We start from the raw sequence: 24,800 nt of genomic DNA, 5'->3' as shown, positions 1-24,800 counted from the left end.
ATCATGCCCCTTGGGTTTGAATAAGTTGGTCTGCAATTGGTTTTAGACTTTGCACAACATCGTCAAGATAGGTTGGCACCTCTTGCCAAACATCATCAACGCTGAGTTCACCGAGAATATCGATATCCATAGGACGGTCTTTTTTACTACTCAACGGATCGCTGCGGTCCCGACCCAGGCTTATTTCAATTGCATTAAAACGAGACTTTAACGCGTCGCTATCAAGCGGCGAAACAAGCAGAAATAGAGCGTTGAGGAAGTCATTGTCGCTGTGCATATTGACGGGTTGGGTATAAATAGCACGCGAGTAATAAGCTTTACCGAGTTCTGAAATTAACTCACGAGCTGCCGCAAAGTTGTTCTCTGGGGCAATGTTCGCGCCCATGCTACATAAATAAATCGGATGCATATCTTTCCCTAAACGACAATTGTTGTGAGCATACCCTAAGTTGAAATGATTTTCCTCACTTGGTAGCCTAGGAACAAAGGGCTACAGGAAGGAATTGTGCCAGACCGCGCGAGGTTCGTTATACACATTGCATTGTTGTTACTCATCACGCTGCTTGCGCGACCCGCTTCTGCCTACGTTTTATCCCCAAACGTTGTTCAATCCAATACTGCTGTGCCGCAACTCTCTGCACCGGCTCAAAGCCGCGAAGGTTACTTTGTATTGCGTCTGTCAGAAGCCCCCACACAAAATCTCATGGTCGAATATTCAACCGATGAAAGCTTTCAGAAAGTTGAGCGACGCTATCCTTGGTTTGGCGATTTTCAAAGTATGACACTCACCGGATTCGGGGATGGTAATCATTATTTCCGTCTTATAACGGGCAGTAATGAAACAGCCGCAGGCTCCGAACAACACACTCAGCTAAGTAACGTGGTGCTGGTTCAGGTGGATCACTACAGCTTGACACATGCGCTGATATTATTCGGCTTTGGTGGTGTGCTGTTTGTCATTCTGGTGGTCATTATTTTGCAGCAACACCGACGGAGCCAGGAGCATGACTGAAACAACAGACTTCGCGTTAGACAGCTCTTTAGGGCTCAGCTTAGTTGTTATCTTTGGGCTGTTGTGGATAGTCTTTGGCTGGTATTTAGGCCGTTCAAACAAGACCCACGAAGACTTTGCTCTGGCGGGTCGTAACGTAGGCTTTGCGCTTGCTGCTGCGACCGCAATGGCAACCTGGGTAACCAGTAACACGACACTTGTTGCCCCACAACTGACCTATCAATTCGGTATTTGGGGCATGGTTGGCTATTCGTTTGCGGCGCTCGGATTGATTTTATTTGCCCCACTTGCCGCCCGCATTAAACGACTAATGCCTCACGGCTATACATCAGGAGACTTCATCCGGTTGCGCTTTGGACGAGGTGCATGGTGGGTCTTTATGGTCATCTCCGTGGTGTATGCATTTGGTTGGCTGGTCAGTCTTGGCATGGCAGGCGGTATTTTACTCGAAGCACTTAGTGGTCTCGATTATCACATTGGTATGACAGCGATTTTGATTATATGCGTGGGATATACTCTTTTTGGTGGATTACGCGCCGTTATTGCGACCGATTTTATTCAAGCATTAATCATCATTATAGGTGTCGTCGCCATTGCATGGTTCCTGATTGATACCGTGAGCCTTGAGAGCATTCATACTGAGCTAACCCTGAATCATCCGCGTTTACTCGATTTGATGTTTCCAGCGGCCATAATGTTCTTATTCAACAATATATTTTTTGGTCTTGGTGAAATTTTTCATTCGAATGTCTGGTGGTCGCGAGCGTTAGCATTTAAAGGAAAGGTCGCTTTTCGAGCATTTTTACTCGGTGGATTGCTGTGGTTGCCGATTCCTATTGTGACTGGATTTATCGCCTTAGCAGCACCGCAACTCGGAATATTTCCGCCAAGCGCAGACATGGTGGGCCCCATGGTTGCCGCAAAAGTACTCGGTAAGATGGGTGCTGTCGTCGTATTTATCGTGGTTTTTTCTGCGTTAGCGTCTAGTCTTGATTCATTACTTGCGGCGACATCTGATCTTGTGACTCGTGATTTTTATCACAAGAAATTACGACCGCAAGCAACCGACCAACAATTATTTAAGATCAATCGTTACTGTATTGCCGGTATCGGCTTGTTAACGTGGTTATTGTGTTTACCACAGGTAGCCACGTTAGGCGCACTGTTGAATTTTGCCGGTGCTTTTGTCGCCAGTACGATTTTCCCAATCGTATTAGGGCTTTATCAGAAAAGATTAGCGGGCAAATTCGCTGCCGCAGCCATGGCAAGTGGGACTTTGCTGGGGCTGGTGAGTTATTTCGTCATCGGTTTCTATGTTGCCGCGCTAACCGCCTGCGCGGTATCTGCTGTGGTTTGCGCAATTGGATTACTGCGCTCGAACCATGATTTCGATTGGGAACAATTACAGGAGTCGTCGTGATGCTCGGTTTAACCGGATTTAGCGCACTGGTGATGATTTGTCTGGTTTTTGCTGCCATGGCGCCGCTGATCTTAGTCGCGCTGTGGTTAAAAGATTTCATTTCTAAACAACTTTGGTAACACACTATGAATGTGAACGATGTCTCATTTGAACGTGAGCGGCCTGATGTTTATGGCGATGCACACCCGAAAGCGTTACTTCGGGCAATTCAAGAAGAAGGTGACTATTTAGTTAAGTTAGCGAATCAACATATTGTGTCGGGTGATCAATTTGACCAAGACACCATGAAACAGTTGTTTCGTCTGGCGGCTAAAATTGAGAGTAATCCGAAGCGATTCAGCTCGCCGCTACAAAATAAAATATTAATTAGTGCGTTTTACGAACCAAGTACGCGTACGCGACTCTCATTTGAGAGCGCATGGCATCGCTTAGGCGGCGATATTATGTCGATTACCGATCGTTCAACAACCGGCATAGCAAAAGGCGAGTGCTTGGCCGATGTCGCTGAAATGTTTAATAACTACGGCGATTGCGTGGTATTGCGAGATAACAATGAAAGCTCGCTATTTGAAATGATGGATTCCCTGCGTATTCCAATCATTAATGCGGGTAACGGCGTTGATGAACATCCGACGCAAGCGCTAGCTGATATGTATGCCATTTTTAAATGGCGTCCGCAGCTTATTGATGCTGAGAACAAAACAAAGATTCGCATTGGCGTTATCGGGGTGCCGAATAAGATGCGCACGGTGCGCAGCTTTTTAAAGTGTCTATCGGTATTTCCGCATGCTGTCGATGAACTGGTGATCATTCATGATGAAGCAAGTTCAGCGCAGTTGTTTGGTGCTGGTCAACGTGAAGAACTCGAAGCCCGTGGAATTAAAATCGCCACGACAATCGAATTAGATGACGTGTTACCGAGCTTAGATGTGGTGTATATCAATGCCATCTCTTGGGAAGGCGACACCTTTAATACCTATGGTAGTGCTTTTCACTTAACCGCTAATTCACCACTCAAAGAAGATGCCATTATTTTGCATCCTCTTGCACGTGGTGAAGAGTTATCAACCGATCTCGATCACACTGCGCACAACTGGTACTTCAGTCAGGCGCGTGGTGCGGTATTTTTACGCATGGCCCTTTTGACATGCATGGTAGAACGTGCTGAGCGTGTCATAGACGTCGTATAAAAGAGGACCGAGTAAGTATGTGTGGAATAGCAGGAATATTTAATCGTGATGCCAATCAAGCGCCCGATGCGCAGACCTTGGTGAATATGGCGGCCATCATGCACCATCGTGGCCCCGATGGCTTTGGTTATCAGATTCTCGATAACACAGGCGTTGGCTTTAGCCATGCGCGGTTATCGATTATCGATTTAAACGAAGATCGTGCGCGGCAACCATTCGTGAGTGATAGCGGTGAACTGTTATTGGCTCACAACGGTGAATTTTATGATTTTAAACGTATTCGCGCCGATTTAACGGCACAAGGTGCTCGCTTTCGTAGCAAAAGTGATTCAGAAATCGTTTTGCATCTATTCGCTCGCGAAGGTCTCGACGAGACACTAACGCACCTGCGCGGTGAGTTTGCTTTTGGTTTATATGATCGTAACGAAGATGCGATGTATCTGGTGCGCGATCGGTTTGGAATTAAGCCGCTGTATTACACAGAAACTTCTGACGGTGTGGTATTTGGTTCAGAACTCAAAGTGTTGTTTGCTCACCCAGCAGTAAAACGAGAGTTCTCGAGTGAAGGGCTCTATCATCAGTTGATTCAGGTTATGGTACCCGGTACGACAGCTTTTGCAGGTGTGAAACAAGTGGCACCAGGCCATGTGGTTAAAGTTACGCGACGTAACGGTAAGCTTGAGCTCAGCGAAAGCAAGTATTGGGATGTCAATTTTCCACTGGCGCAAGACTATCCTGGCGACGATGTTGATGAGCAAGAATATATCGATGGTGTTCGCAAGCATTTGTTGGAAGCGGTTCAGCATCGTTTAACCGCTGATGTGCCGGTCGGTTGTTATCTATCCGGGGGGATTGATTCGTGTGCCATCTTGGGGCTTTCGGCTGCCGCTACCCAAACCTCAGTTAAAGCATTTACGATTGGTTTTGACTCCGATGATTATGATGAAACGCCGATTGCTCAAGAAATGGCGGAAGCAACCGGTGCTGATCACCACATTATGCGCCTCAAAGCAGATGATCTTTATGATCATTTTGTGAAAACCATTTGGCATACGGAGCGTACGATTTACAACACGCTGGGCGTAGCTAAGTACCTCATGAGCCAACAGGTGAACGAAGTAGGGTACAAGGTAGTACTCACCGGCGAAGGCTCCGATGAACTATTTGCTGGTTACCCAGCGTTTCGTAAAGACATGTTTTTGCATGGTTTAGACCATTTACCGGACAGTGAGCGCAAAGCTTGGCAAGAGTTGTTAGAAAAGAACAATAAGCTGTTCAAAGGTGCCATGTTAGCGCGTGAGGAATTTGTTAGCGCAGCGTTTAACGCCAAAATGGGCTTTACGCCGAGTTGCGTGCAACCGTGGCTTTCATGTGGTGACGTTGCATTGCCATTGATTGCTGCTGAGCGCCGCCAAAATCTAGAAAATTACGATGCCGGTAAAGCGATTGCTGAAACGTTAGACGAGACGATGCTGAAGGGCCGCCATCCGCTTGACCGTGCACAATATGTATGGATAAAAACCATGCTCGAAGGGCAAATTCTAACGTGGGGGGGGGACCGCGTTGATATGGCGAATTCGATGGAAGCTCGCCCCGCGTTTTTAGATCATCATTTAGCAGAGTATGCGTTTACGGTGCCGCCACACCTGCGTATCAAAGGTAATAAAGAAAAGTATGTGTTGCGCGAGGCAATGAAAGGTCTATTGCCCGAAACGTTGTATAAGCGTGAAAAGTTCGCATTTATGGCACCACCAGCACATACCGATCCGAAAAAATGGCAAGCGGTACTTAAGCTTGCTGAACAGTTCTTATCTGAAGAAGCGGTAAAAGAGGCTGGATTACTCGACTTTGCTGAGGTTCAACGCACGTTTGAACGGCATGAATCAGATGAGGTACCGATTGATGAGAAAGTGCAGCTTGATGCGGTGATTAACCATATGCTGGGCGTGCAAATTCTCCATCATCATTTTGTTAAAGCCGACGTGCCGAAGTTAGCGCAACAGCGCGCTAACGAATTGGGCTGGTGCGCTTAACGCACCAGCTTTAATAAGGCTTTGGCGATATCGGTATTGTCAATGTAGCCACGGAAGGCTTCAGCACCTGGACCAGTCGCCATGACAGGCACATCAACTGCGGTATGGCCTGAAGTAGTCCAACCGGTACGGGTGTGTTCGCTGATAATCTGAACCAAAACCTGATGGACAGATTTGAGTTTATCTCGACCTTTTGCGTTCGCATCAATGGTTACAGATTCAAGCTGTTGCCATTGAGCGTCTGATAACGGCAGATTAAATACTGGCGTTAAATAATCTCGCCACTCTGATTTCGGACGTTTGACCAATTCCGTCGCCATAACTTCTAGTGATTTTTGAATACCCATGACTTTTTCTGAATACCACGCATATTCGCCACCTTGGCCTAGCGTTAAACCACCAGTTGAATGGTCTGCGGTAATGACCAGTAAAGTATTGGGATTCTCACTCATATAATTGCGAACAACCTCGACAGCAGCAGCGAAATCAGCCATTTCGTGTACTGCACAGGCGATATCGTTGGCATGGCCACACCAATCAATCATGCTACCTTCAATCATTAAAGCAAATGGCTTACCCGTGGTTGCAGAGCGCTGTTCAAGTAACCGCAGTGCATGCGTGGTCATTTCGGCAAGACGCCCAGGTCGATCATCAATGGCAAACGGCAGCGCTTTGTCGGCGAATAACCCCAAAACCGGAGCGTTTGAAACGTTGTTGAGTTGCTCGATTGTTGTGACGACTTGCAGACCTTGTTGTTCAAGCTGTGGTAACCAATTTTTCTCTTCGCGTTGGAAGTAGCTGTGTCCGCCACCCAATAAAACATCAAAACTCCAGCCGCCGTTAGTCACCTGCTGAGCATATGAATCGGCGATTTCATTGTATAAGTTGCGCGACGGATGATGCGTGAAAAAGCTCGCTGGTGTAGCATGGTTTACTTGTACCGTGGCAACTGCACCAGTTGACCAACCGTTTTCCCGTGCTAATTCCATTAAGGTTTGTTTCGGATTTTTGTCAGCATCAATACCAATGGCACCGTTATAGCTTTTAACACCAGTGGCTAGCGCTGTAGCGCCAGCAGCTGAATCAGTGACCCAGGTATCGTCATCAGGGTAGGTGGTTGCTGCGCCGACAAGAAGATCATCAAAGGGTGTTGGAGCGAGTTTCCCTGCACCGCGTTCGCTCATGGCGTAACGATAAGCAGAAATGAATTCAAAGCCCATACCATCGCCAATCATAAAAATGATATTGGGTGCTTGCTGATTGGAAGTATGGGTATCTGTCGTTGAATTGTTTGTTGTGCTCGAACAGCTAGCTAATACCAACGCTGTTGCTGCAGTCACTGCAAATAGAGCTCTTGAAGCCATGACCTTTATCCTACATCGGTTTAATTTCGGGTGAGTTTAACACGAACTCATGACAACAAAATGACGAATCAGTCTAATTGACAGGTTTGATCGGTTACCTTCCAAACAACCGGCTCCCAGTACCCGTCATTAAAGCGTTGATAGCGCTTTTCGCGAATAAATTTTGCGGCGATATGATAAGTTTTGTTTGGCTCGATGGCCAGTTCAAGTACTTTCTCTGAAGCACTGCCTCCACCGCGTCGCAAAGACGGCTCATCAATCAGCTCATGAATGCCCACCTGATACTTATTCAACGCTAATCGAAAGGACGGGTTTTTAACGCGAACATTGTCGCCATCAATCGTATTAATAAACGCAGGGTACAAGTCTGCAGTTACGGGTGGGGTAAAAAATACACTGATACGGCCGCACGCTTTTTCGTTAGACTTCGTTGTCATTAAGCCCGTGTGTGAGCCTTCTTCGAGTGTATTATTTACTTCGAGTCGCCAACCTGGAATAACCGTTGCGCGAGCAACACCTTTCAGCTCAAGTGCTTGTTGTTGGCGCAATACACCTACAGAAAATGCCTGATTATGCTCAAGCGATGCCAAAGTGGTCAGGGCTTTATCTAGGTTTTGTGGATCAACTGGCTGTTGATTAATGTGTTGAATGACATCACCGACTTGTAATGTCATTGTTGCAGCAACACTGCCTTTGCGAACACTTACTACTTCAGCTTTTTCATTCATAATTGCGCCCCACTCGAAGTAGCTGCGCGCTGGTTCTTCAAGAATAACCTGCTGTTTTGAACCTTGTGCCTTGCTTGCTGCAATTGCCGCTGCACGAGCGTAATCACGCGCTTGTTGTTCTTGTGCAACAACTGACGTGCACAGCACACTGGTGATGAGAAACGTAGCAATTGATTTAACCATGGTTACTTCTCCTAGTTGGTCAGCGCTTGGTGTTGTTGCCACAATTGCGCTAATTCAACTTCTGATGCGCCCTGCAAGTATGCTTGTTGGATACGTCGTTCTAGCGCATCTAAACGATAATTAGACGCCAGTAACATCGGTTGTGAACTGTCAGTCGGTACTCGTGAGTCATCAACAACGCTGCTGTCATCCACCGTCGGTACTGGCAAAAAGGACAACCACCATGTAATACCAATTGTCATCACTAAAGCCGCAGCACTCAGCCACATTGGTTTGATCTGTGTTTTTAAGCGATGTGGCGATTGATTCTGCTGCGGTGCGTAAAAAGTAATGTCGACATGTTCCGCTTCAGCGGCAACATATTGCTGCCACTTTTGTTGCAGTTGTTGCTCTTGCTTAGTGGTCATGAAGTACCTCGTTATTAGTCAAAAAATCGTGAAGCTTAGCTAGTGCGCGCTGATATCGTTTACGCACTGTTGCGGCTTGCTCATCAAGTAGTTCAGCAATTTCTTCGTGGTTATAACCTTCACCTAGGTAGAGCCATACCGTGAGACGCTCTTGATTGTTGAGCTGCGCAATGAGTGTTTCAATGTCACGCAATTGAATCAGCCAATCGGCTTGTGTGGACCATTGCTCGCTTTCGATTGCGTCTTCTTGAAAGGTATCGCTAACGGGTGGTTGAGCTCGAAAGTAGCTCAACGCTGTACGTATAGTGAGTTGCTTTAACCATCCACCAAAAGCGCGGTAATTGCGAACCTGATGAAGTTTCGAAAAAGCTTGTAAAAAGGCATCTTGGGCAAGATCTCGAGCAAGATCACGATCATGACACAAACCAATTAAGGTTCGGAGCACTGCATTTTTATAGCGCTCGAAAATAATCTTTTGCGCACGTAATTGTCCGCTAGCCGCAGCAGCGAGTGTCATCTCATCGGTAACTTGACCAAATCCAGAGTTTTCCTTACTCACTATCACGGCCTTTGTTGCATCAGTTCGATTATTAAGATGCAACAAAAGCGCAGGATGTGACAAGTTTTGATCAATTTAATTGTTAGAATTGAATGTCGGCAAAAACAGGGTCGTGATCAGACGCGCGATATGGTAGCGGGGCATACCATTGCTCATTGGTTTCAGCATTGTTGTATTGCAATAGCGTTGGTTCATCGGCATTGATTGACCATATAGCTTGGTTAACCACGCGAGCCGTTAACTGACTCGACACCAGTATATGATCCAAGCTACCTGCCTGCGCATCATACACATAGCTGTAAGCATACGGATTAAACGCATCAATTCGGTTGTAATAACCGCGCTTGAGAAGGGTTTGAATTGGATCTTCTTGTGCATAGGCATTGAAATCACCCATCAATACGCGCAACGGGAACCGCTTTAAATCATTGTGGTTATCCATGAAGTTGGCTAAAAGGTTTGCAGATTGAACGCGAACCTCATTCCAACATGCTTGCCCATCGTTTTGATTGGCGTTGGGGTTGCTACTGTCTTTTGGACAGCCACCTTTAGATTTGAAGTGATTGACTGCAACCACTAAGTTTTCAACTGTATTTTGTGGTGAAAAGCGTTGAATAAGAGGTAGTCGACTACGCTCGCCAAATGGCGCTTGCGTAATGGTCAAGGGGGCTCCTTGTGGCGTCACTTTATCGCTACGGTAAATCAGACCATTGGTAATGTCATCACTACCAAAACGACCTGAGGCGGCTTGAACAAAGCGCCAAGGTTGTCCCGTCACTTGACTCAGTGCGTTTGTCAGTTCAACGATAGCACTGTGTTTGTCATAACCATCGTTTTCAAGTTCCAGTAGGCCAATAATATCAGCATTTAACTGGCTCAATGCCGCTACGATTTTGGCGTGCTGACGCTGAAACTCAGCTTGAGTTTTCGCGCCACGCTCAGTTGGAAACTGTTTGTTTTTCCCTTCACCATTAAAGTAATTTAAGACGTTGAAGGCTGCTACTCGCACGGTATTTGTCGCCGGCAACTCAGGTGCCGCAGGGCGCGGGTCGCTGTGAATCACTTCGACAGTTGAGGTCGGTTGCAAGCGGTAGCTATCGCGAAAGTTACTCAGAATGCCTTGAATCGGCGCAAGCTTATCGCCGCTACGCACAGTGTTCGTTGCGGTAATCGTTTGGATAGGTTGTGCTGGCGCCTTTGGGTTAGGCGCCAAGTTGTCGTCAATAACGAGCCTCGCCAAAGCATTGGCAGTCGCTTGTGCCTGCGCTTCGGCTCCTGGTTGTACGTGTTGAGTGGGGGTAAACAAACGCTCGTGAGCAACATCAAATTGACCGTGACGTAGTAATTGATAATGACCGTTGATAATGAGATTTTGCGCAATGCTAACAGGCATCCCCTCTAGCGCTTCAAAATTTCCAAGAGTTTCGACAGGAAGAGTCAATGGTGTGGGTTTAACTGCATATCCCGAGTCGCAGACAGCGACATGAGCAAGGTTGTTTAATTGCGTTAAATTATTGGCTTCTTCAACCGTTCCTGTGAGGTAAACCAAGTCGCCTTGTTTCAGCTCTGGCACATTCTGTTGATGTTGAATAAAAAGACCTTCTGAAGTCTGATTGTTGTTATCTTGATCATCCTCATGACTAACAATGAAAAAGCCGCCCAATTGATCCGAGTTTTGCCACTTGGCAGTCACAATGCCTCGCGTCGTCTCTTGCTGGCCAAGCAATGGCGATTCAAAACTTGCCCCCTGAATTGCGTGAATAGGGGTAATGTCACTAGAACAAATTTCTGGTTGCGAAACTTGTGCGCAACTGGCTAGTAACAGCAGCGAAATACTAGTCAGACTAATGCGAGCGATATTTTTTTTGTTCATAGGTTCCTACTTCAAGTACGTCGGCAGCATCAAGTTTTTCTGCATCCATCATAGCAGCAATACGCTGCATCCCTGCCACGAGCTGTGATTGTTCCCAATCAGCTAAGGATTGAAATTTGTGAATAAAATCTTCTTGTAAGGGGCGTGGCGCTTCGGCTAGACGCTGTTTACCATTAGTGGTTAATGACAGAACTACACGTCGGCGATCTTCGGTACTGCGCTCACGATGGATTAGCTCACGGTGCTCGAGCCTATCAATAACATTACTAACCGTTGCCGGACTGAGCGTAATATTTTGTGCAACTGAGCTTGCAGTGATGCCATCTGGAGCAGCCGCAATCTCTCTTAGAATTAATAATTGTGGTGCCGTTAAGCCAGTGCGTTTATTCAGTTGCTTGGAGTACAAGTCTGTTGCGCGAATGACTTTTCTCAGCGCCAGCAGCAATTCTTCGTACTTTTCCATAGCATTTCCTGTGCTTTCATTTGATGACTTTGTTAGCGACGAGCGGATAAATCAGTACGTCTAATCTGCACCACTAAACCTAACTTCGGATGGTCAAAGTAATGTGTTTCGTGGCTAATGACCCGACGTAATTGATCAAGCCGATAGCTACGTAAAAATCGTGAATTTGAACGATTGGTCTGTAACGCTTGCTCAACTTGTGCGGCTAACTCACGTTGATTAAACTGCACTTGTTGTGGACTGCGCAACTCAAGATCGCTATCAATGTGCAAATAGTTACCGACTAAGTAGATATGTAGCGTACCGTCAAGCTCCCACACTGGCTCTGCACGTTGTGAGCGCTCGCGATCGGGAAGTAACGGTGGTGGATTCGGTGTGCCGTGATCGCGATAACTTAATTTAATTTGTTGCTGATTAATTTGAGATAACAACAATTCTAGCTCTTCGAATAGCTGAGGTTGCTGTTCTGTGTCAATGGCGGCGGTTTCAACCAGGCTAAAGGGCGGTTGTTCATAGCCGCTTGGTAGAAATTCATTACCGAAGTTACGGCCGCCGAAAAGCCGCACAGTATAGCCTTCGCTACGTGAGAAGACGGGCGTGCGATAGGTCACATGTAAAAGTGGTGTGCCGACGTTACGTCGTACCAACTGCTCGCGAAAATCATTAAATAAATGAGTTTCTGCTGGCATCAAGTAAGGCCCTTGACTGGTGAGCATATCCCCACCAAGACCATCAATCACCTGTTGCGGCGCTTGCGCGAAGCCGCTGAGAATTCGACTAGGCTGGTACCATGGCGTCGCAAACGGATCTACTTCGTCAGCTTGTGCACAAAACACCGGACGCATCGAAATGCTCTCTTCATCATTTGGACACAGTGGGAGATCGTTCAGTAACGCAAAAAAGTTTGGGGCGTAATAGCCTGAAAGTGGGTCGTTGCGCGCATCAACTTGTCGGGGCGCATGCCACGGGAATGCCTCCGCATCACTATTTGGTGCTTGCTTAAATGCCAACACTTCAACTTCAAACCAACGCCAATCAGCCGGCGTCTCCTGCGCGATGGCAGTGGGCGTTGAGCTAAGTCCAAGTGTAATTAGAGCGGTGCGCAACCAAACAGTCATAGTTATCCTCGAGCAAATTCGTCTAGTAGTGACTCTACCAGTTTCAACCGTGCTTGAGTATCTTCAATTTTACGAAGAATACGTAAACGCGTTGGCCCTTCCAACCGATATTCTTGTGGCTGTTGCTGAATCAACTGAATGAGAATTTGTGGTGAAACTTTTGTATCAGCAGCAAACTCCACATTGATTCCGTTCGGACCACCATCAATTTTACGAATACCGAGCTGTTGTGCACGACTTCGTAGTTCGGCCACACGAATGAGGTTTTTAACGGCATCGGGTAGTAGGCCAAATCGGTCAATCAACTCCACTTGTACTTCGTGTAAAGCTTGCAGATTGTCACTGCTGGCAATCCGCTTGTATAGGCTCAAACGGGTATTTACATCGGCGATGTAGGTTTCAGGTAACAGTGCTGGTACACGTAAATCGATTTCTGTCTGTGCTTGCAACAACTGGTCGAGCGCAGGTTGCTTCCCATCGCGTAAGGCTTTAACGGCTTGCTCGAGCATCTCCATATACAGCGTAAAACCAATGGTTTCAATTTGTCCGCTTTGTTCATCGCCGAGCAATTCACCGGCGCCGCGAATTTCTAAATCGTGTGTTGCCAACATAAAACCAGCACCCAAATCTTCAAGTTGCGAAATTGCTTCCAAGCGCTTTAGTGCATCCTTGGTCATGCGCTTCGGATGCGGTGTTAACAAATAGGCGTAAGCTTGATGATGAGAACGGCCAACACGCCCGCGTAGTTGATGCATTTGCGCAAGCCCTAAATGATCGGCTCTGTCCATGATAATTGTGTTTGCAGTGGGCACGTCGATACCGGTTTCGACGATGGTTGTACACACCAGAACGTTATAGCGCTGATGATAGAAATCCGACATGATTCGCTCGAGCTCACGTTCACGCATTTGACCATGTGCAACTGTAATACGAGCTTCCGGTACCAATTGAGCTAACGTTTCAGCGGTTTTTTCAATGGTTTCGACATTGTTATGCAGGAAATAGACTTGCCCACCGCGTAAAATTTCCCGTAACACAGCTTCACGAATCGTCGGTTCATCATACTCGCGGACAAAGGTTTTTACTGCTAAACGCTTGGCCGGCGGTGTTGCAATAATTGATAAATCGCGAACCCCGTGCATGGCCATATTAAGTGTACGTGGGATGGGGGTTGCCGTTAATGTCAGAATATCGACGTCGGCGCGCAGGCGTTTGATCGCCTCTTTCTGGCGAACGCCAAAGCGGTGTTCCTCATCGACAATCAGCAAGCCGAGATCGTGAAATTTGACATCGCTGCTGAGTAATTTATGGGTGCCGATCACCATATCGACTTTGCCTTCAGCAAGGTCTTCGAGAACTTTCTGAGTTTGCTTTGCGGTTTTGAAGCGAGATAAGACTTCCACGCGAATCGGCCAATCAGCAAAACGGTCTTTAAAGTTTTCGTAGTGTTGCTGCGCTAACAACGTGGTCGGTACCAAGACTGCCACTTGCTTATTGTCATTCACGGCAACAAAAGCGGCGCGCATGGCGACTTCGGTTTTACCAAAACCGACATCACCGCAAACTAAACGGTCCATCGCTCGTGGTGCTTGCATGTCGGCCAGAACGCCCGCAATTGCAGCCAATTGGTCATCGGTTTCTTCAAACGGGAAACTACCTGCAAACCGTTGATATTCATCCTGATCGAGTTTAAATGGATATCCCGGTTTTGCTTCGCGTCGCGCATACACATCCAATAACTCAGCGGCAACATCGCGAATTTTCTCGGCGGCTTTACGTTTTGCCTTTTCCCACTGGTCATTACCAAGCTTATGCAACGGCGCAGAAGCCTCTTCACCACCACTGTAACGACTAAGCACGTGCAATGCTGCCACCGGCACGTACAGTTTGCTGTTGTTAGCATATTCAATCGTGACAAATTCGGTGGTGACACCACCGGTATCCAGCGTTTGCAAACCTTGGTAACGTCCGACACCGTGATCGATATGCACAACCGGCTGACCGATGCGTAACTCGGCTAAATTTCGCACCATGTTTTCGGCACTGACCGTTGCCTTTTGGTCGCGGCGTCGGCGTTGCGCTATGCGTTGTCCAAGTAATTCGGTCTCGGTAATGACAAGTATCTGTTCGGTATCAAGAACAAACGAGTTTGCAACAGGGCTGACACTGATGGCGTACTTCGCGTCACTTTCGACGAACTCATGAAATTGCTCGATCTCATCTAGACCGAGTTGCAATGGCGCAAGCAATTCCCGCAGGGTTTCACGTCGACCAGCCGACTCAACAAGGAAAATCGCACGTTGCTGAGTCGCTTGTTTTAAGCGAATGCTTAATTTCTCAAGTGGGTTTTTGAGTTGGTGGTTCACCGCAATTTCGCCAATTGGCGACGTTTTAAATGTTTTTGGCCCCGGTTGTGGTTTGTCACCCGGTACCATGGCACGAATGCGCGGCATCGCTTTGAATGCCCCATGAATTTGGTCGACAGTCAGAAACAATTGCTGTGGTGTCAATAGTGGGCGCAATGGGTCATAGCGACGCTGTTCATAGCGTTGATTAATATCGTGCCAAAGGTGCTCTAAGCTACCCTGTAAGTCACCAAATGTGACCAATAGGGTGTTATCCGGTAAGTAATCAAAGATGCTGGCAGTATGCTCAAAAAATAGTGGTAAATAATATTCAACACCCCCCGGGAACTGTTGATTCGAGACTTGCATATACACCGAATCGCGAGCGTTCGAAGCGTCAAATTGGTCGCGATATTGCGCGCGAAATAACTCGATAGCACTTGGATTAGTTGGAAATTCGTGTGCCGGTAATAAGTCAATCGCATCAATTTCGCCAGCTGACAGTTGTGTATCCGGATCAAATAGCCGAATCGAATCTACTTCATCATCAAAGAAGTCGATACGATAGGGTTGACTGCTTCCCATCGGGAACAAATCGAGTAACGAGCCGCGCACACAAAACTCGCCATGCTCCATCACTTGCGCGACATGTCGATAACCTGCGCGTTCTAAGCGTTGGCGTAATCCATGGATATCAAGTTTTTGTCCTTTGTTAACTTGTACCGCTTGCCCAGCAACGTAGTCAGTCGGGGCAATTCGATGCATCAGCGTATTTAACGAGACGATTAATGCGCCTCGCTGCATGTCGGGTAGCTGCGCTAATACACTGAGTCGTTCAGAAATAATATCTTGATGTGGCGAAAAGCTATCATATGGCAGGGTTTCCCAGTCTGGAAATACCATTACTTGCTCACGCCAAGTGGATGCGAAATACTGAACTTCTTGCTCTAAACGATGAGCCTGTGGCGCATCGGGTGTGACCACCAATACAGGGCCATCGTGTTGCTCAATAAGTTGCCCGAGCGCAAGCGCGATGCTACTTCCAGCAAGGTTTTGCCAAGTAATGTCTTGCCGCGCTGAGGATGGTTTCGGTGGCTTAAATGCAGACGCTGTGGTCATGAGTTGTGCGTTTCTCTACTGCTAAAAACAAATTGCTTAGGAGTATACCGTAACTTGACGCTTGGATCAGTGCCGAGTTTTCTTTATGCTTGCTGCGCAAAGTTATTTAGGAATCAACATGTTTAAGCCTGCAGCCTTTTTTCTAGGATTACGATACAGTCGCGCACGCCACGGTAACCGTTTTACGCGGTTCATCAATCGATTTGCGTTAGCGGGTATTTTAATTGGTGTGGCTGCGTTAATTATCGTTAGCTCGGTAATGAATGGTTTCGAACAGCAACTTAAACAACGCATTTTGGGTGTTGTACCGCAACTTACGGTGGCTGAAACGAGTAATCAAATGGTGAGTGACTGGCAACAGCTTGCTCAGCATATTCCGCCGTTAAATGAGCAGATTGGAGTGGTTCCGCAAGTCAGCAGTGCGGGTGTTGTGCAAAGCAGCGGACAACTTCGACCAGTGATAATCCAAGGGTTATTTCCTGATGTTACGGATGCCGATGTGCAATGGCAGCCGCTGCGCGAGCATTTGGTATACGGCAATATCTCCGCACTAACACCTGGTAGCTATCACGTGATCATAGGCCAGGCGTTGGCACAACAGCTGGATGTGTGGCCTGGTGACACAATTCGAGTGATTGCGGCAGCAGGCGGCGTCTATACACCGCTTGGTTTAATGCCGGCACAACGTCAGTTTAAGGTCGCAGCGATTGTCGCAATGCAATCTGAAGCAGATAGTCATTTGCTGGTCATGCATGGGGTTGATGCCGCACGTTTATTGAGGCTACCCCCTAACCATGTTTCTGCGTTACGCTTCTATTTCGCCGACCCATTCGCAGCACTTGGAGCTGAACAAGAGATTCAAGAGATACTTGGCGATACGGTGACAACGCAAACGTGGCGCGAGCAATACGGTGAATTATTCGATGCTGTGAGTATGGAAAAACGTATGGTTGGGTTGATGCTAAGCCTCATCATTGCCGTTGCTGCATTCAACGTGGTGTCGGCTTTAATGATGGTGATTCAAGACAAACGTTCGGATATTGCGATTTTACAGACCATGGGATTGAGACGTAGCCATTTGTACATCATGTTCATGGTGCAAGGCGCCACCAGTGGTGTTATCGGTAGTGTGATCGGTTTGTTACTCGGTATTGGAGTTGCTGCGAACCTCAACGAGTTAATGGCGCTACTACAAATTGATTTAAGCTTCACCGGGCAAGCAGGGCTTCCGGTGTTAATGGAGGCAACGCAGATTAGTTTAATCGTTGTTGCCGCTATGGTGCTAACTCTATTAGCAACACTTTATCCAGCTTGGCGAGCGAGCCAAGTGCTACCAGCTCAGGCTTTGCGCTATGAATAATAACCCAGAAGGATTGTCCGCCATGTTGATGGAATGTCGCCAGTTGTCTCGTGTTTACCAAGACGGTGATCGCCAGTTACAGGTGTTAAAGGACGTTAATATTGCCATTCATCCGGGCGAAATGTTGGCGATTGTTGGTAGTTCAGGATCAGGTAAAAGTACGTTATTACATTGTCTGGGAGGTTTGGATAAACCAACTGCAGGCGAAGTTCTGTTTGCTGGGCGCGCTATTCAAGATTGGTCGGCGAATCAACTTGCCGATTGGCGCAACAAAGAACTTGGTTTTATCTACCAGTTTCACCATTTGTTGCCTGAGTTTACCGCACTTGAAAACGTTGCCATGCCACAGCTTATCGCTGGAGTAGCAACCGGTGATGCCAAAATAAGAGCCGAACAGTTATTAACCCGTGTTGGGCTGGCTGAGCGCTTACAACACCGTCCAGCGGAATTATCGGGTGGGGAGCGTCAGCGGGTGGCAATTGCAAGAGCATTAGCAAATTCACCTCGCCTAGTACTTGCTGATGAGCCGACTGGTAATCTAGATGATACGACCGCTGAACAAGTCTTCGAATTGTTATTAGAACTTAATCAAGAGCTTGATACGGCCTTTGTGATTGTCACCCATGACAATGCCTTGGCCGCTAAACTGCCGCGAACTCTCTCATTGCATCATGGTGTTTTAGACCACAAGGAGTTACTCGCATGATGCAACGTCTGCACCTGACGTGGCAATTGGCGCGCCGATTTCGCAAGCGCCGTGAGCGCAGTGGTTTTGTCTCATTTATTTCAGCGTCATCGACGCTCGGGATCGCTCTAGGGTGTATGGTTTTTATTGCTGGTTTGAGCGTGATGAATGGCTTTGAGAAGGTTTTGCAGGATCGCTTTCTGAGCCTGATTCCGCATGTTGAATTCACGGCTGTAAATGAACGCCTTGCCAATGAGCAACAGATCATCGATGTGGGTTTAGCGCATCCAGGTGTCATTAGCGCAAAACCAGTGATTCGAACGCAAGGTATGGTGCAGCAAGGGGCCCAGTTTACTGGTGTGCAAGTACAGGGCATTGACACCAATCAAGCGCAAGCGATTCAAGAATATATGTCGGAAGACGTATGGCAAGCACTGCGCACGGAGCCCAATGCTGTGGTGCTTGGGAGTGAGTTGGCAGAGAAGTTAAACGTCACATCCGGCGATACGGTGATGTTACTCGTGGCACAAAATGCCAATTTCCGCGAGCCCAAGCGTATTCGATTAAACGTGCAGGGAACATTTGAATTTGGCGGACAGGTGGATCATCAATTTGCTTATGTTTCGCTCACAACCGCGCGCGAAATGGTTGGTATTGAGAGCGGCGCAACAGCGGTTGAGATGACACTTGCCAATGTCATGCAGGCGCAACAAGTAGCCAATGAGATAGGTTACAGTATTAAAGATTATGTGTACTTAGATCATTGGATGCGTTCGCAGGGGCACTTGTATCGCGATATTCAACTTGTTCGTATGGTCATGTATTTAGTGTTGATTCTTGTTCTAGCGGTTGCTTGCTTTAACATTATTTCGACGCTAATTATGACCGTGCAGGAGAAGCAGCGGCACATCGGCATTCTGCGTACCATGGGGCTACGCGGTAAGCAGGTGATGCAAGTGTTTGTTTGGCAAGGCTTGCAAAATGGTCTTATCGGAACGGTATTAGGCACCATTGCCGGAGTGATGTTAACGTTAGTACTACCTGATTTGATGAGCTGGTTGCAGTGGTTAAGTGGTGAAAGTCTATTAGCCAGCGATGTTTATTTTATTAATCAGATTCCAGTGCATCTACAATTAGCTGACGTGGTGTTAGTAGCGGTTGTTGCTTTATTAATGAGTACGTTGGCTACCTTATATCCGGCTTGGCGTGCCGCGAAACTCGAGATTGTTCAAGCCATTAGTCATTAGCATTCTGTTTAGCGCGTTGCTTTGCTTTTTCCAGCATTTTTTGCGCGCGCTGCCGCCAAGCACTGACAACAGACTGGCGCCAAAGTAAGCTAATAGTGAAATAACCAATCACACTACTGACCACTGCCATAATCAAGCAACCCAATAAAAACGCGGGGCCGATAGTGGCAATACTTTGTGCTAACCAATGCCAGGACAGCTCAAAGGTAAAGGCCTGTGCCGGTTCACCAATGATCCAGTTACCTAATAGATAACAAAAATAGAAGAGGACTGGCATAGTAATCGGGTTAGAGACCCAAACTAACGCCACTGAAAGAGGGAGATTGACTCGAAATGGAATCGCGGCCGCAGCGGCTAGCACCATTTGAAATGGCACGGGAATAAATGCAAAAAATAGGCCGACGGCGAATCCACCGGCGGCAGATCTGCGATTAAGATGCCATAAATTGGCATCGTGCAACAACTTGCCGAAGACTTTTAGGCTTTTGCTGTTTCTCACAGTTTCATGCTTGGGCATGATGCGCTGAATAAACTTGCGTGGCATCTCTAATCCGTCTTCATTTTGACTGAAATTATTTGCAAAACAGGTACAACGTCCATGGATAGGTGGTTGTGCGCAGCGCTCGTTGGCTTTGCTGTGACCTTTACTTTTAGCAAGCCGATGCCGATTTCACAATGGTTACTGCTTGCTACTTTAGTCGCGATATGCGCTTGGCATAGCTCTTTTATTCGTCGCTATGCCGTCGTACTTGGGTGTGTATTGTGCGGCATAGCGTGGGGTAGTGGCAATGCTTATTTGCATCGAATGACGCTTATTTCCGATGAGAATTTCGGGACAACCTCAACTTTACTGATGAAGGTCACAGAAATCACCCAAGTTCAGCCTGAATTTTGGCGTGTACAGGGTGAAGTGACCCGTATCAACCACGACATCCTGGCACGTCCGGCAACTGTTCGATTAAGTTGGTACGAGCCACCGCAACAAATGACACCGCCGCAGGCGGGAACGACTTGGCAATTTCAAGCACGACTTAAAGCTGCGCAAGGTGTGCGTAATGATGGCGGCTTTCTTTATCATCGTTATCTTGTTGGTCAGCAAATTCATGCACTTGGCAGTATCCGTAGCGGCGCTTATGCGTTGGGACAAGCGAGTTATCGGCAGCGTGTGTTTAATCGATTGGCGGAATTTGCAGATGAATTGCAACAGTTTGGGATTCTGCAGGCGCTAACACTCGGTGAGCGACAAGCGTTAACGGTGGAGCAATGGCGAATTTATCAGCGTACGGGTCTTGCTCATTTAATCGCTATTTCTGGTTTACATCTAACCCTTGTCGCGGCTGGGGTACTGTGGATAACGCGTCATGTTTTGCGCTACCGAGCGCGAAGTCGTCAACGTCGAGAAATCAATAATAGCTGGCTGTGGGCAACGTGTATTGCGCTGGGTATAACATGTTGTTACGCCGCTTTGGCTGGCTTTGCCACGGCAACGGTGCGAGCGTTTGTCATGTTTGCAGTGGTCATTATCCATAAATATTATGCGTTACATACGCCGCCAAGCCGGGTGTTGTTAAGAGCTGTTTCCGTCGTGCTCGTAGTGCATCCGTTGGCGCCGTTGCAAAGTGGGTTTTGGCTATCAGTAGTAGCGGTTGCGACCATTTTATGGATGCATTGGCGGTGGCCGATTATTCGCGGACGCTGGCGGGGGCTACGCGCACTTTGGCGACTTGAGTTGACATTAACGTTAGCAATGTGGCCATTAACTGCATTATGGTTTGATGGCTTACCCGTTCTTGCGCCGCTAACGAATCTGGTGGTTGTGCCGATGGTCACATTTTGGGTGCTCCCATTGAGCTTGATTAGCCTCGTTCTCGTTATGCTTGGTGCCTCGACAAGTGCGCTGTGGCTGTTCTCCCTTGCTGAAGTACCTCTGAATACGCTTGAACCGCTATTGCGGTATCTTGCGGATGCCCCGTGGCAGTTGCTGTCAGCATCGCTAACCGGCGCCGCTAGTAATCTCCTGTGGTTGTTGTTGGCATGGTTTTTTCCATGGCGTTGGTGGTGGAGGGTAGCGAGTACGGCGTTGTTTTGTTTCGTGCTTTTGGTATCAGACGAATTGCACCAGCAAGATACACAGATTCAATTTCACGTTCTTGATGTCGACCAGGGCAGTGCCATGGTGATTGCCTCTGCCGATGAGGCGATTATCATTGATACTGGTGCGAATTGGGAACTAGGTGGAAATATGGCGGAGCGCGTTATTTTGCCTTTTTTAAAACATCATCAGCTCACGCCGGTTCTCGGCTTTGTAAGTCATACCGATAATGACCATCAAGGAGGCGTTGCAGCACTTACTGACCAATTTCCGCGCATGCGTTGGTTTGGTAGTGGCCATGGTTTGCCATGTGTTGCTGGGCAAACAGGAACATGGAAGCAAATTTCATGGCAAGTTTTATATCCGCGCCGCGTAACTAATAACGACCATAATGACGACTCATGCGTACTAAAATTTATGATCAACGGGACTTCAATATTGATTCCCGGCGATATCACCAAACGTGGTGAGAGAGCTTTGTTGGCGCATGTTGCGCCTATTCGAGCAGATGTTTTAGTGCTAGCTCACCACGGTAGTAATAGTTCGAGCGAAGGTTATTTTTTACAGGCAGTAGGGCCTAAGCTAGCAATCGCAAGTCGCGGCAGGAATAATGCCTACGGAATGGTCGCCGAGTCGGTAAAGCAGCGGCTTAGCCAACTCAATATTCCGCTACTAGATACCGCCATTGGTGGACAAATTTCAATGACTTTTACGCCGCAGCAGTGGTGGGTAGAACAACCTTGGACGGGCGCGAATCGAGCATGGTTTGACGCGGATAACTAGCCAGCCACCGGTGAAAGCGGTTAGAATGCGGATATTGTTGAACTTTATAAGAATTGCATGAGCGCTGAAAATATTCTTGAAAACATGACCGAAGCCCAGAAGAAACGGACGTTTCGACGCTTGTTGAGCTATATAAAGCCCTATCGCGCGGCCTTTATTTTCTCGGTTATTGCCATGATCGGCTATGCCGCTGTCGATACTTTTTTCTTTTCTCAAATTGAAACCCTCATTGATGAAGGTTTAACGGAACAAGATTCAAAAATCCTGATTTACGGCGCGATTTTTGTGCCATTGGTGTTTGTCGCGCGAGGCACGTTCAATTTTATTTCAACCTATCTGCTTAATTGGGTTGGCTTTCGCGTGATTACCACACTGCGACAGCAATTATTTGATCATATGATGAAGTTGCCAGTGTCGTTTCACGACCGTCATTCTACCGGCGATTTACTATCAAAAATTACCTACACCACACAGCAAGTAGCAGAGGCGAGCTCGCGCGCGATATTAATTTTGATTCGTGAAGGTGCTTTTGTGATTGGCTTGCTGAGCCTGATGTTTTACATCAGCTGGCAGTTATCTCTGGTATTTCTGGTTGTCGGGCCGCTTATCGCAAAAGTTGTGTCAGTGGTATCAAAGCGCTTTCGCCAGGTATCACGCCGCATTCAAACGGCTATGGGGAATGTCACAACCACCGCTGAGCAAATGCTCAATGGTCATAAAGTGGTGGTGATGTACGAGGGACAGAAACGCGAGTCTAAGCGCTTTCAAGACATCAACAATGTCACGCGCAATCAGAATATGAAGTTGATTAATGCGCAGACGGTGAGTACGTCGGTGATTCAGCTTATCGCATCATTTAGCTTGTCGATGGTGCTGGTACTGGCGAGTTATCCTGAGATGTTGGAACAACTTTCGGCCGGTGCATTCACCACGCTGCTAACCTCAATGATTATGTTACTGCGTCCGTTAAAGCAGCTGACCACCGTTAATAGCGACTTCCAGCGCGGTATTGCTGCAGCGCAAAGCATTTTTGAAGTATTGGATGAAAAAGCTGAACCGAATGCCGGCACCCATGTGGTTGAACGTGCCCAAGGTCATATTCGATTCGAGAATGTCACCTTTACCTACGATGAAGCGGAATCGCCGGCACTCGATAAAGTTAGTTTTGATGTGCAGCCGGGTAAAACCTTGGCTTTAGTGGGACGCTCGGGTAGCGGTAAGTCAACGATTTCGAATTTGTTGACGCGTTTTTATGCACCTCAAAGTGGCAATATTTATCTCGACGACGTGGATATTTACGACTACAAACTCAAATGCTTGCGTCGTCAGTTTGCATTGGTTTCGCAACATGTCACCTTATTTAATGACACTATCGCTAATAATATCGCTTATGGCGCGCGTGGCGATGTTTCCGCAGAACGTATTCGCGAAGTGGCCGAGCAAGCGTTCATCACCGAGTTTACTGACAACTTGCCATTAGGGCTGAATACCATGGTGGGAGAGAACGGGGTGATGCTCTCGGGGGGGCAGCGCCAACGTATTGCGATTGCCCGGGCTCTTTTGCGGGATGCGCCAATTCTGATTCTCGATGAAGCGACGTCCGCACTGGATACCGAATCAGAACGACATATTCAAAAAGCCCTGAGCCGATTACAGCAAAATCGCACCTCGATTGTGATTGCCCACCGTCTTTCAACGATTGAAAGCGCGGATGAAATCTTAGTGATGGAGGAGGGCAAGGTGTTGGAGCGTGGCGATCATCAGACCTTGCTCGATAAGCAGGGTGCATACTATCAATTGTATAGCTTGCAGTTTAGCGGGGGCGAATAGCCATGTTTTGGCAGCGGGCTTGGTATCGTGCGGGCCTCCATCCATTGTTGCTATTACTGTTGCCGTTACACCTGTTATTTGTTGGGTTAAGTACCGTACGGCGCTGGATGTTTAACAAGGGCTTGCTTGGGATCTACCGAGCGCCGGTACCGGTTATCGTCGTTGGCAATATCAGCGTTGGTGGCACCGGCAAAACTCCCGTCACAGAAGCTCTCGTGCAATGGCTTAAACAGCAGGGTTATGAGCCTGCGATTATCTCTCGCGGCTATGGAGCCAAAGGACCATTCCCGCAATTAGTTACTGCCTCGTCATTAGCATCTAAAGTTGGTGATGAACCGCGTTTACTTGCTACTCGAACTGAAGTGCCGTTGGCTGTTGGGCCGAATCGACAACAGGCCATCGAGCTACTGTTACAAGCTTTTCCGGCAACCAATATTATAATTAGCGATGATGGTTTGCAGCATTACCGATTGGCGCGGGATATCGAAATTGCTGTGATTGATGGTAGTCGCGGTCTCGGTAACGGGTGGCGTTTACCCCTCGGGCCTTTGCGTGAATCGAAACAACGCCTGCAGCAAGTCGATATTGTTGCGCAAAACGGTGACACAGAAAAAAAATTGGGGTGGGTGTTTCGTCTGCAGCCGCAAGGCTGGAAGCGTGTAAAAGATTCACAGGATGTGCCAGCACCTGCCGGCGAATGCGTCGCGATAGCAGGTATTGGTAACCCGCAACGATTTTTTGCAACGCTGAGGCAGCAACCGGTGGTACTTAAGCAATGCATTGAGTTTGCTGACCACCATCCGTTTTCAATTGCAGATTTTACGCAATTTGATAAGACACTTAATGTACTGATGACGGAAAAAGATGCGGCAAAATGCCAGTTATTTGCCCGTGATAACTGGCTATATTTGCCAGTTTCAGCAGAATTTGAACAAGGGTTTTGGCTGCAGTTAGAGCAGCGTTTACAAGAGATAGCACCCAAGGAGTGA

Annotated in this window: 20 protein-coding genes; 10 read left to right on the top strand and 10 right to left on the bottom strand. The window is 47.6% G+C overall.

Going from position 1 to position 24,800, the window contains the following annotated elements:
• Nucleotide 1: 1 nt before the first annotated feature.
• Nucleotides 2-409, bottom strand: coding sequence for a 2-amino-4-hydroxy-6-hydroxymethyldihydropteridine diphosphokinase (locus tag CWI82_RS07465; RefSeq protein ID WP_130203060.1), 408 nt, complete (start codon nucleotides 407-409; stop codon nucleotides 2-4).
• Between the two features lie 96 nt (nucleotides 410-505).
• Between CWI82_RS07465 and CWI82_RS07460 the strand changes: the two genes are divergently transcribed.
• From CWI82_RS07460 to asnB, 4 genes are all read left to right on the top strand, one after another.
• Entirely contained in the window at nucleotides 506-1,012 is a 507-nt protein-coding gene (locus CWI82_RS07460) for a hypothetical protein (RefSeq protein ID WP_092854458.1), read from the top strand.
• Nucleotides 1,005-2,432, top strand: a complete 1,428-nt coding sequence (locus CWI82_RS07455) for a sodium:solute symporter family protein (RefSeq protein ID WP_130203059.1) — start codon at nucleotides 1,005-1,007, stop codon at nucleotides 2,430-2,432. Before CWI82_RS07460 ends, CWI82_RS07455 begins: the two co-directional genes overlap by 8 nt.
• Before the next feature lie 125 nt (nucleotides 2,433-2,557).
• Nucleotides 2,558-3,622 (top strand): aspartate/ornithine carbamoyltransferase family protein, encoded by a 1,065-nt coding sequence (locus CWI82_RS07450; RefSeq protein ID WP_130203058.1) that lies wholly within the window; start codon nucleotides 2,558-2,560, stop codon nucleotides 3,620-3,622.
• Between the two features lie 17 nt (nucleotides 3,623-3,639).
• Nucleotides 3,640-5,655, top strand: a complete 2,016-nt coding sequence (gene asnB, locus CWI82_RS07445; RefSeq protein WP_130203057.1) for an asparagine synthase (glutamine-hydrolyzing) — start codon at nucleotides 3,640-3,642, stop codon at nucleotides 5,653-5,655.
• Here the strand turns inward: asnB and CWI82_RS07440 are convergent.
• From CWI82_RS07440 to mfd, 8 genes are all read right to left on the bottom strand, one after another.
• Nucleotides 5,652-7,019: an alkaline phosphatase gene (locus tag CWI82_RS07440; RefSeq protein ID WP_130203056.1), complete on the bottom strand. Its 1,368-nt coding sequence runs from the start codon at nucleotides 7,017-7,019 to the stop codon at nucleotides 5,652-5,654. The genes asnB and CWI82_RS07440 overlap by 4 nt on opposite strands.
• A 68-nt stretch (nucleotides 7,020-7,087) precedes the next feature.
• Nucleotides 7,088-7,930 carry a PDZ domain-containing protein gene (locus CWI82_RS07435; RefSeq protein ID WP_130203055.1) on the bottom strand — a complete coding sequence of 281 codons (843 nt, stop codon included), beginning with the start codon at nucleotides 7,928-7,930 and terminating at the stop codon, nucleotides 7,088-7,090.
• Nucleotides 7,931-7,941: 11 nt separating this feature from the next.
• The gene (locus CWI82_RS07430) at nucleotides 7,942-8,337 is read right to left on the bottom strand and encodes a hypothetical protein (protein WP_092854470.1); all 396 of its coding nucleotides are present in this window, start codon (nucleotides 8,335-8,337) and stop codon (nucleotides 7,942-7,944) included.
• Entirely contained in the window at nucleotides 8,327-8,896 is a 570-nt protein-coding gene (locus CWI82_RS07425) for an RNA polymerase sigma factor (RefSeq protein WP_130203054.1), read from the bottom strand. The genes CWI82_RS07430 and CWI82_RS07425 overlap by 11 nt, the downstream gene beginning before the upstream one ends.
• Nucleotides 8,897-8,978: 82 nt before the next feature.
• The gene (locus CWI82_RS07420; RefSeq protein ID WP_130203053.1) at nucleotides 8,979-10,769 is read right to left on the bottom strand and encodes an ExeM/NucH family extracellular endonuclease; all 1,791 of its coding nucleotides are present in this window, start codon (nucleotides 10,767-10,769) and stop codon (nucleotides 8,979-8,981) included.
• The gene (locus CWI82_RS07415) at nucleotides 10,741-11,232 is read right to left on the bottom strand and encodes a MarR family winged helix-turn-helix transcriptional regulator (RefSeq protein ID WP_092854477.1); all 492 of its coding nucleotides are present in this window, start codon (nucleotides 11,230-11,232) and stop codon (nucleotides 10,741-10,743) included. Before CWI82_RS07415 ends, CWI82_RS07420 begins: the two co-directional genes overlap by 29 nt.
• A 32-nt stretch (nucleotides 11,233-11,264) precedes the next feature.
• Nucleotides 11,265-12,350, bottom strand: coding sequence for a CsiV family protein (locus CWI82_RS07410; protein WP_130203052.1), 1,086 nt, complete (start codon nucleotides 12,348-12,350; stop codon nucleotides 11,265-11,267).
• Nucleotides 12,351-12,352: 2 nt separating this feature from the next.
• Nucleotides 12,353-15,814: a transcription-repair coupling factor gene (gene mfd / locus CWI82_RS07405; RefSeq protein ID WP_130203051.1), complete on the bottom strand. Its 3,462-nt coding sequence runs from the start codon at nucleotides 15,812-15,814 to the stop codon at nucleotides 12,353-12,355.
• A 118-nt stretch (nucleotides 15,815-15,932) separates the two neighbouring features.
• Between mfd and CWI82_RS07400 the strand changes: the two genes are divergently transcribed.
• From CWI82_RS07400 to CWI82_RS07390, 3 genes are read left to right on the top strand one after another with little or no spacing between them, the layout of a single operon-like run.
• On the top strand, nucleotides 15,933-17,174 hold the full coding sequence (locus CWI82_RS07400) for a lipoprotein-releasing ABC transporter permease subunit (protein WP_092856813.1): 1,242 nt from the start codon (nucleotides 15,933-15,935) through the stop codon (nucleotides 17,172-17,174).
• 13 nt (nucleotides 17,175-17,187) lie between these two features.
• Nucleotides 17,188-17,880: a lipoprotein-releasing ABC transporter ATP-binding protein LolD gene (lolD, locus tag CWI82_RS07395; protein ID WP_199286255.1), complete on the top strand. Its 693-nt coding sequence runs from the start codon at nucleotides 17,188-17,190 to the stop codon at nucleotides 17,878-17,880.
• Nucleotides 17,877-19,106: a lipoprotein-releasing ABC transporter permease subunit gene (locus tag CWI82_RS07390; RefSeq protein WP_233340213.1), complete on the top strand. Its 1,230-nt coding sequence runs from the start codon at nucleotides 17,877-17,879 to the stop codon at nucleotides 19,104-19,106. The genes lolD and CWI82_RS07390 overlap by 4 nt, the downstream gene beginning before the upstream one ends.
• Here the strand turns inward: CWI82_RS07390 and CWI82_RS07385 are convergent.
• Nucleotides 19,096-19,650: a DUF2062 domain-containing protein gene (locus CWI82_RS07385; protein WP_130203049.1), complete on the bottom strand. Its 555-nt coding sequence runs from the start codon at nucleotides 19,648-19,650 to the stop codon at nucleotides 19,096-19,098. The genes CWI82_RS07390 and CWI82_RS07385 overlap by 11 nt on opposite strands.
• Nucleotides 19,651-19,704: 54 nt before the next feature.
• On the opposite strand from CWI82_RS07385, the gene CWI82_RS07380 reads away from it, so the two are divergent.
• From CWI82_RS07380 to lpxK, 3 genes are all read left to right on the top strand, one after another.
• Complete coding sequence (locus tag CWI82_RS07380; RefSeq protein WP_130203048.1) at nucleotides 19,705-21,981, top strand: DNA internalization-related competence protein ComEC/Rec2; 2,277 nt, start codon at nucleotides 19,705-19,707, stop codon at nucleotides 21,979-21,981.
• 84 nt (nucleotides 21,982-22,065) lie between these two features.
• A complete protein-coding gene (msbA, locus tag CWI82_RS07375) occupies nucleotides 22,066-23,811 on the top strand; it encodes a lipid A export permease/ATP-binding protein MsbA (protein ID WP_092856819.1) in 1,746 nt (581 codons plus the stop codon).
• 2 nt (nucleotides 23,812-23,813) lie between these two features.
• Nucleotides 23,814-24,800, top strand: coding sequence for a tetraacyldisaccharide 4'-kinase (gene lpxK, locus CWI82_RS07370; RefSeq protein ID WP_092854490.1), 987 nt, complete (start codon nucleotides 23,814-23,816; stop codon nucleotides 24,798-24,800).

Source organism: Pseudidiomarina tainanensis (assembly GCF_004214835.1).
Classification (GTDB): Bacteria; Pseudomonadota; Gammaproteobacteria; order Enterobacterales; family Alteromonadaceae; genus Pseudidiomarina; species Pseudidiomarina tainanensis.
The sequence above is the reverse complement of the archived record's forward strand: the minus strand, read 5'-3'. Positions and strand labels throughout refer to the sequence as shown.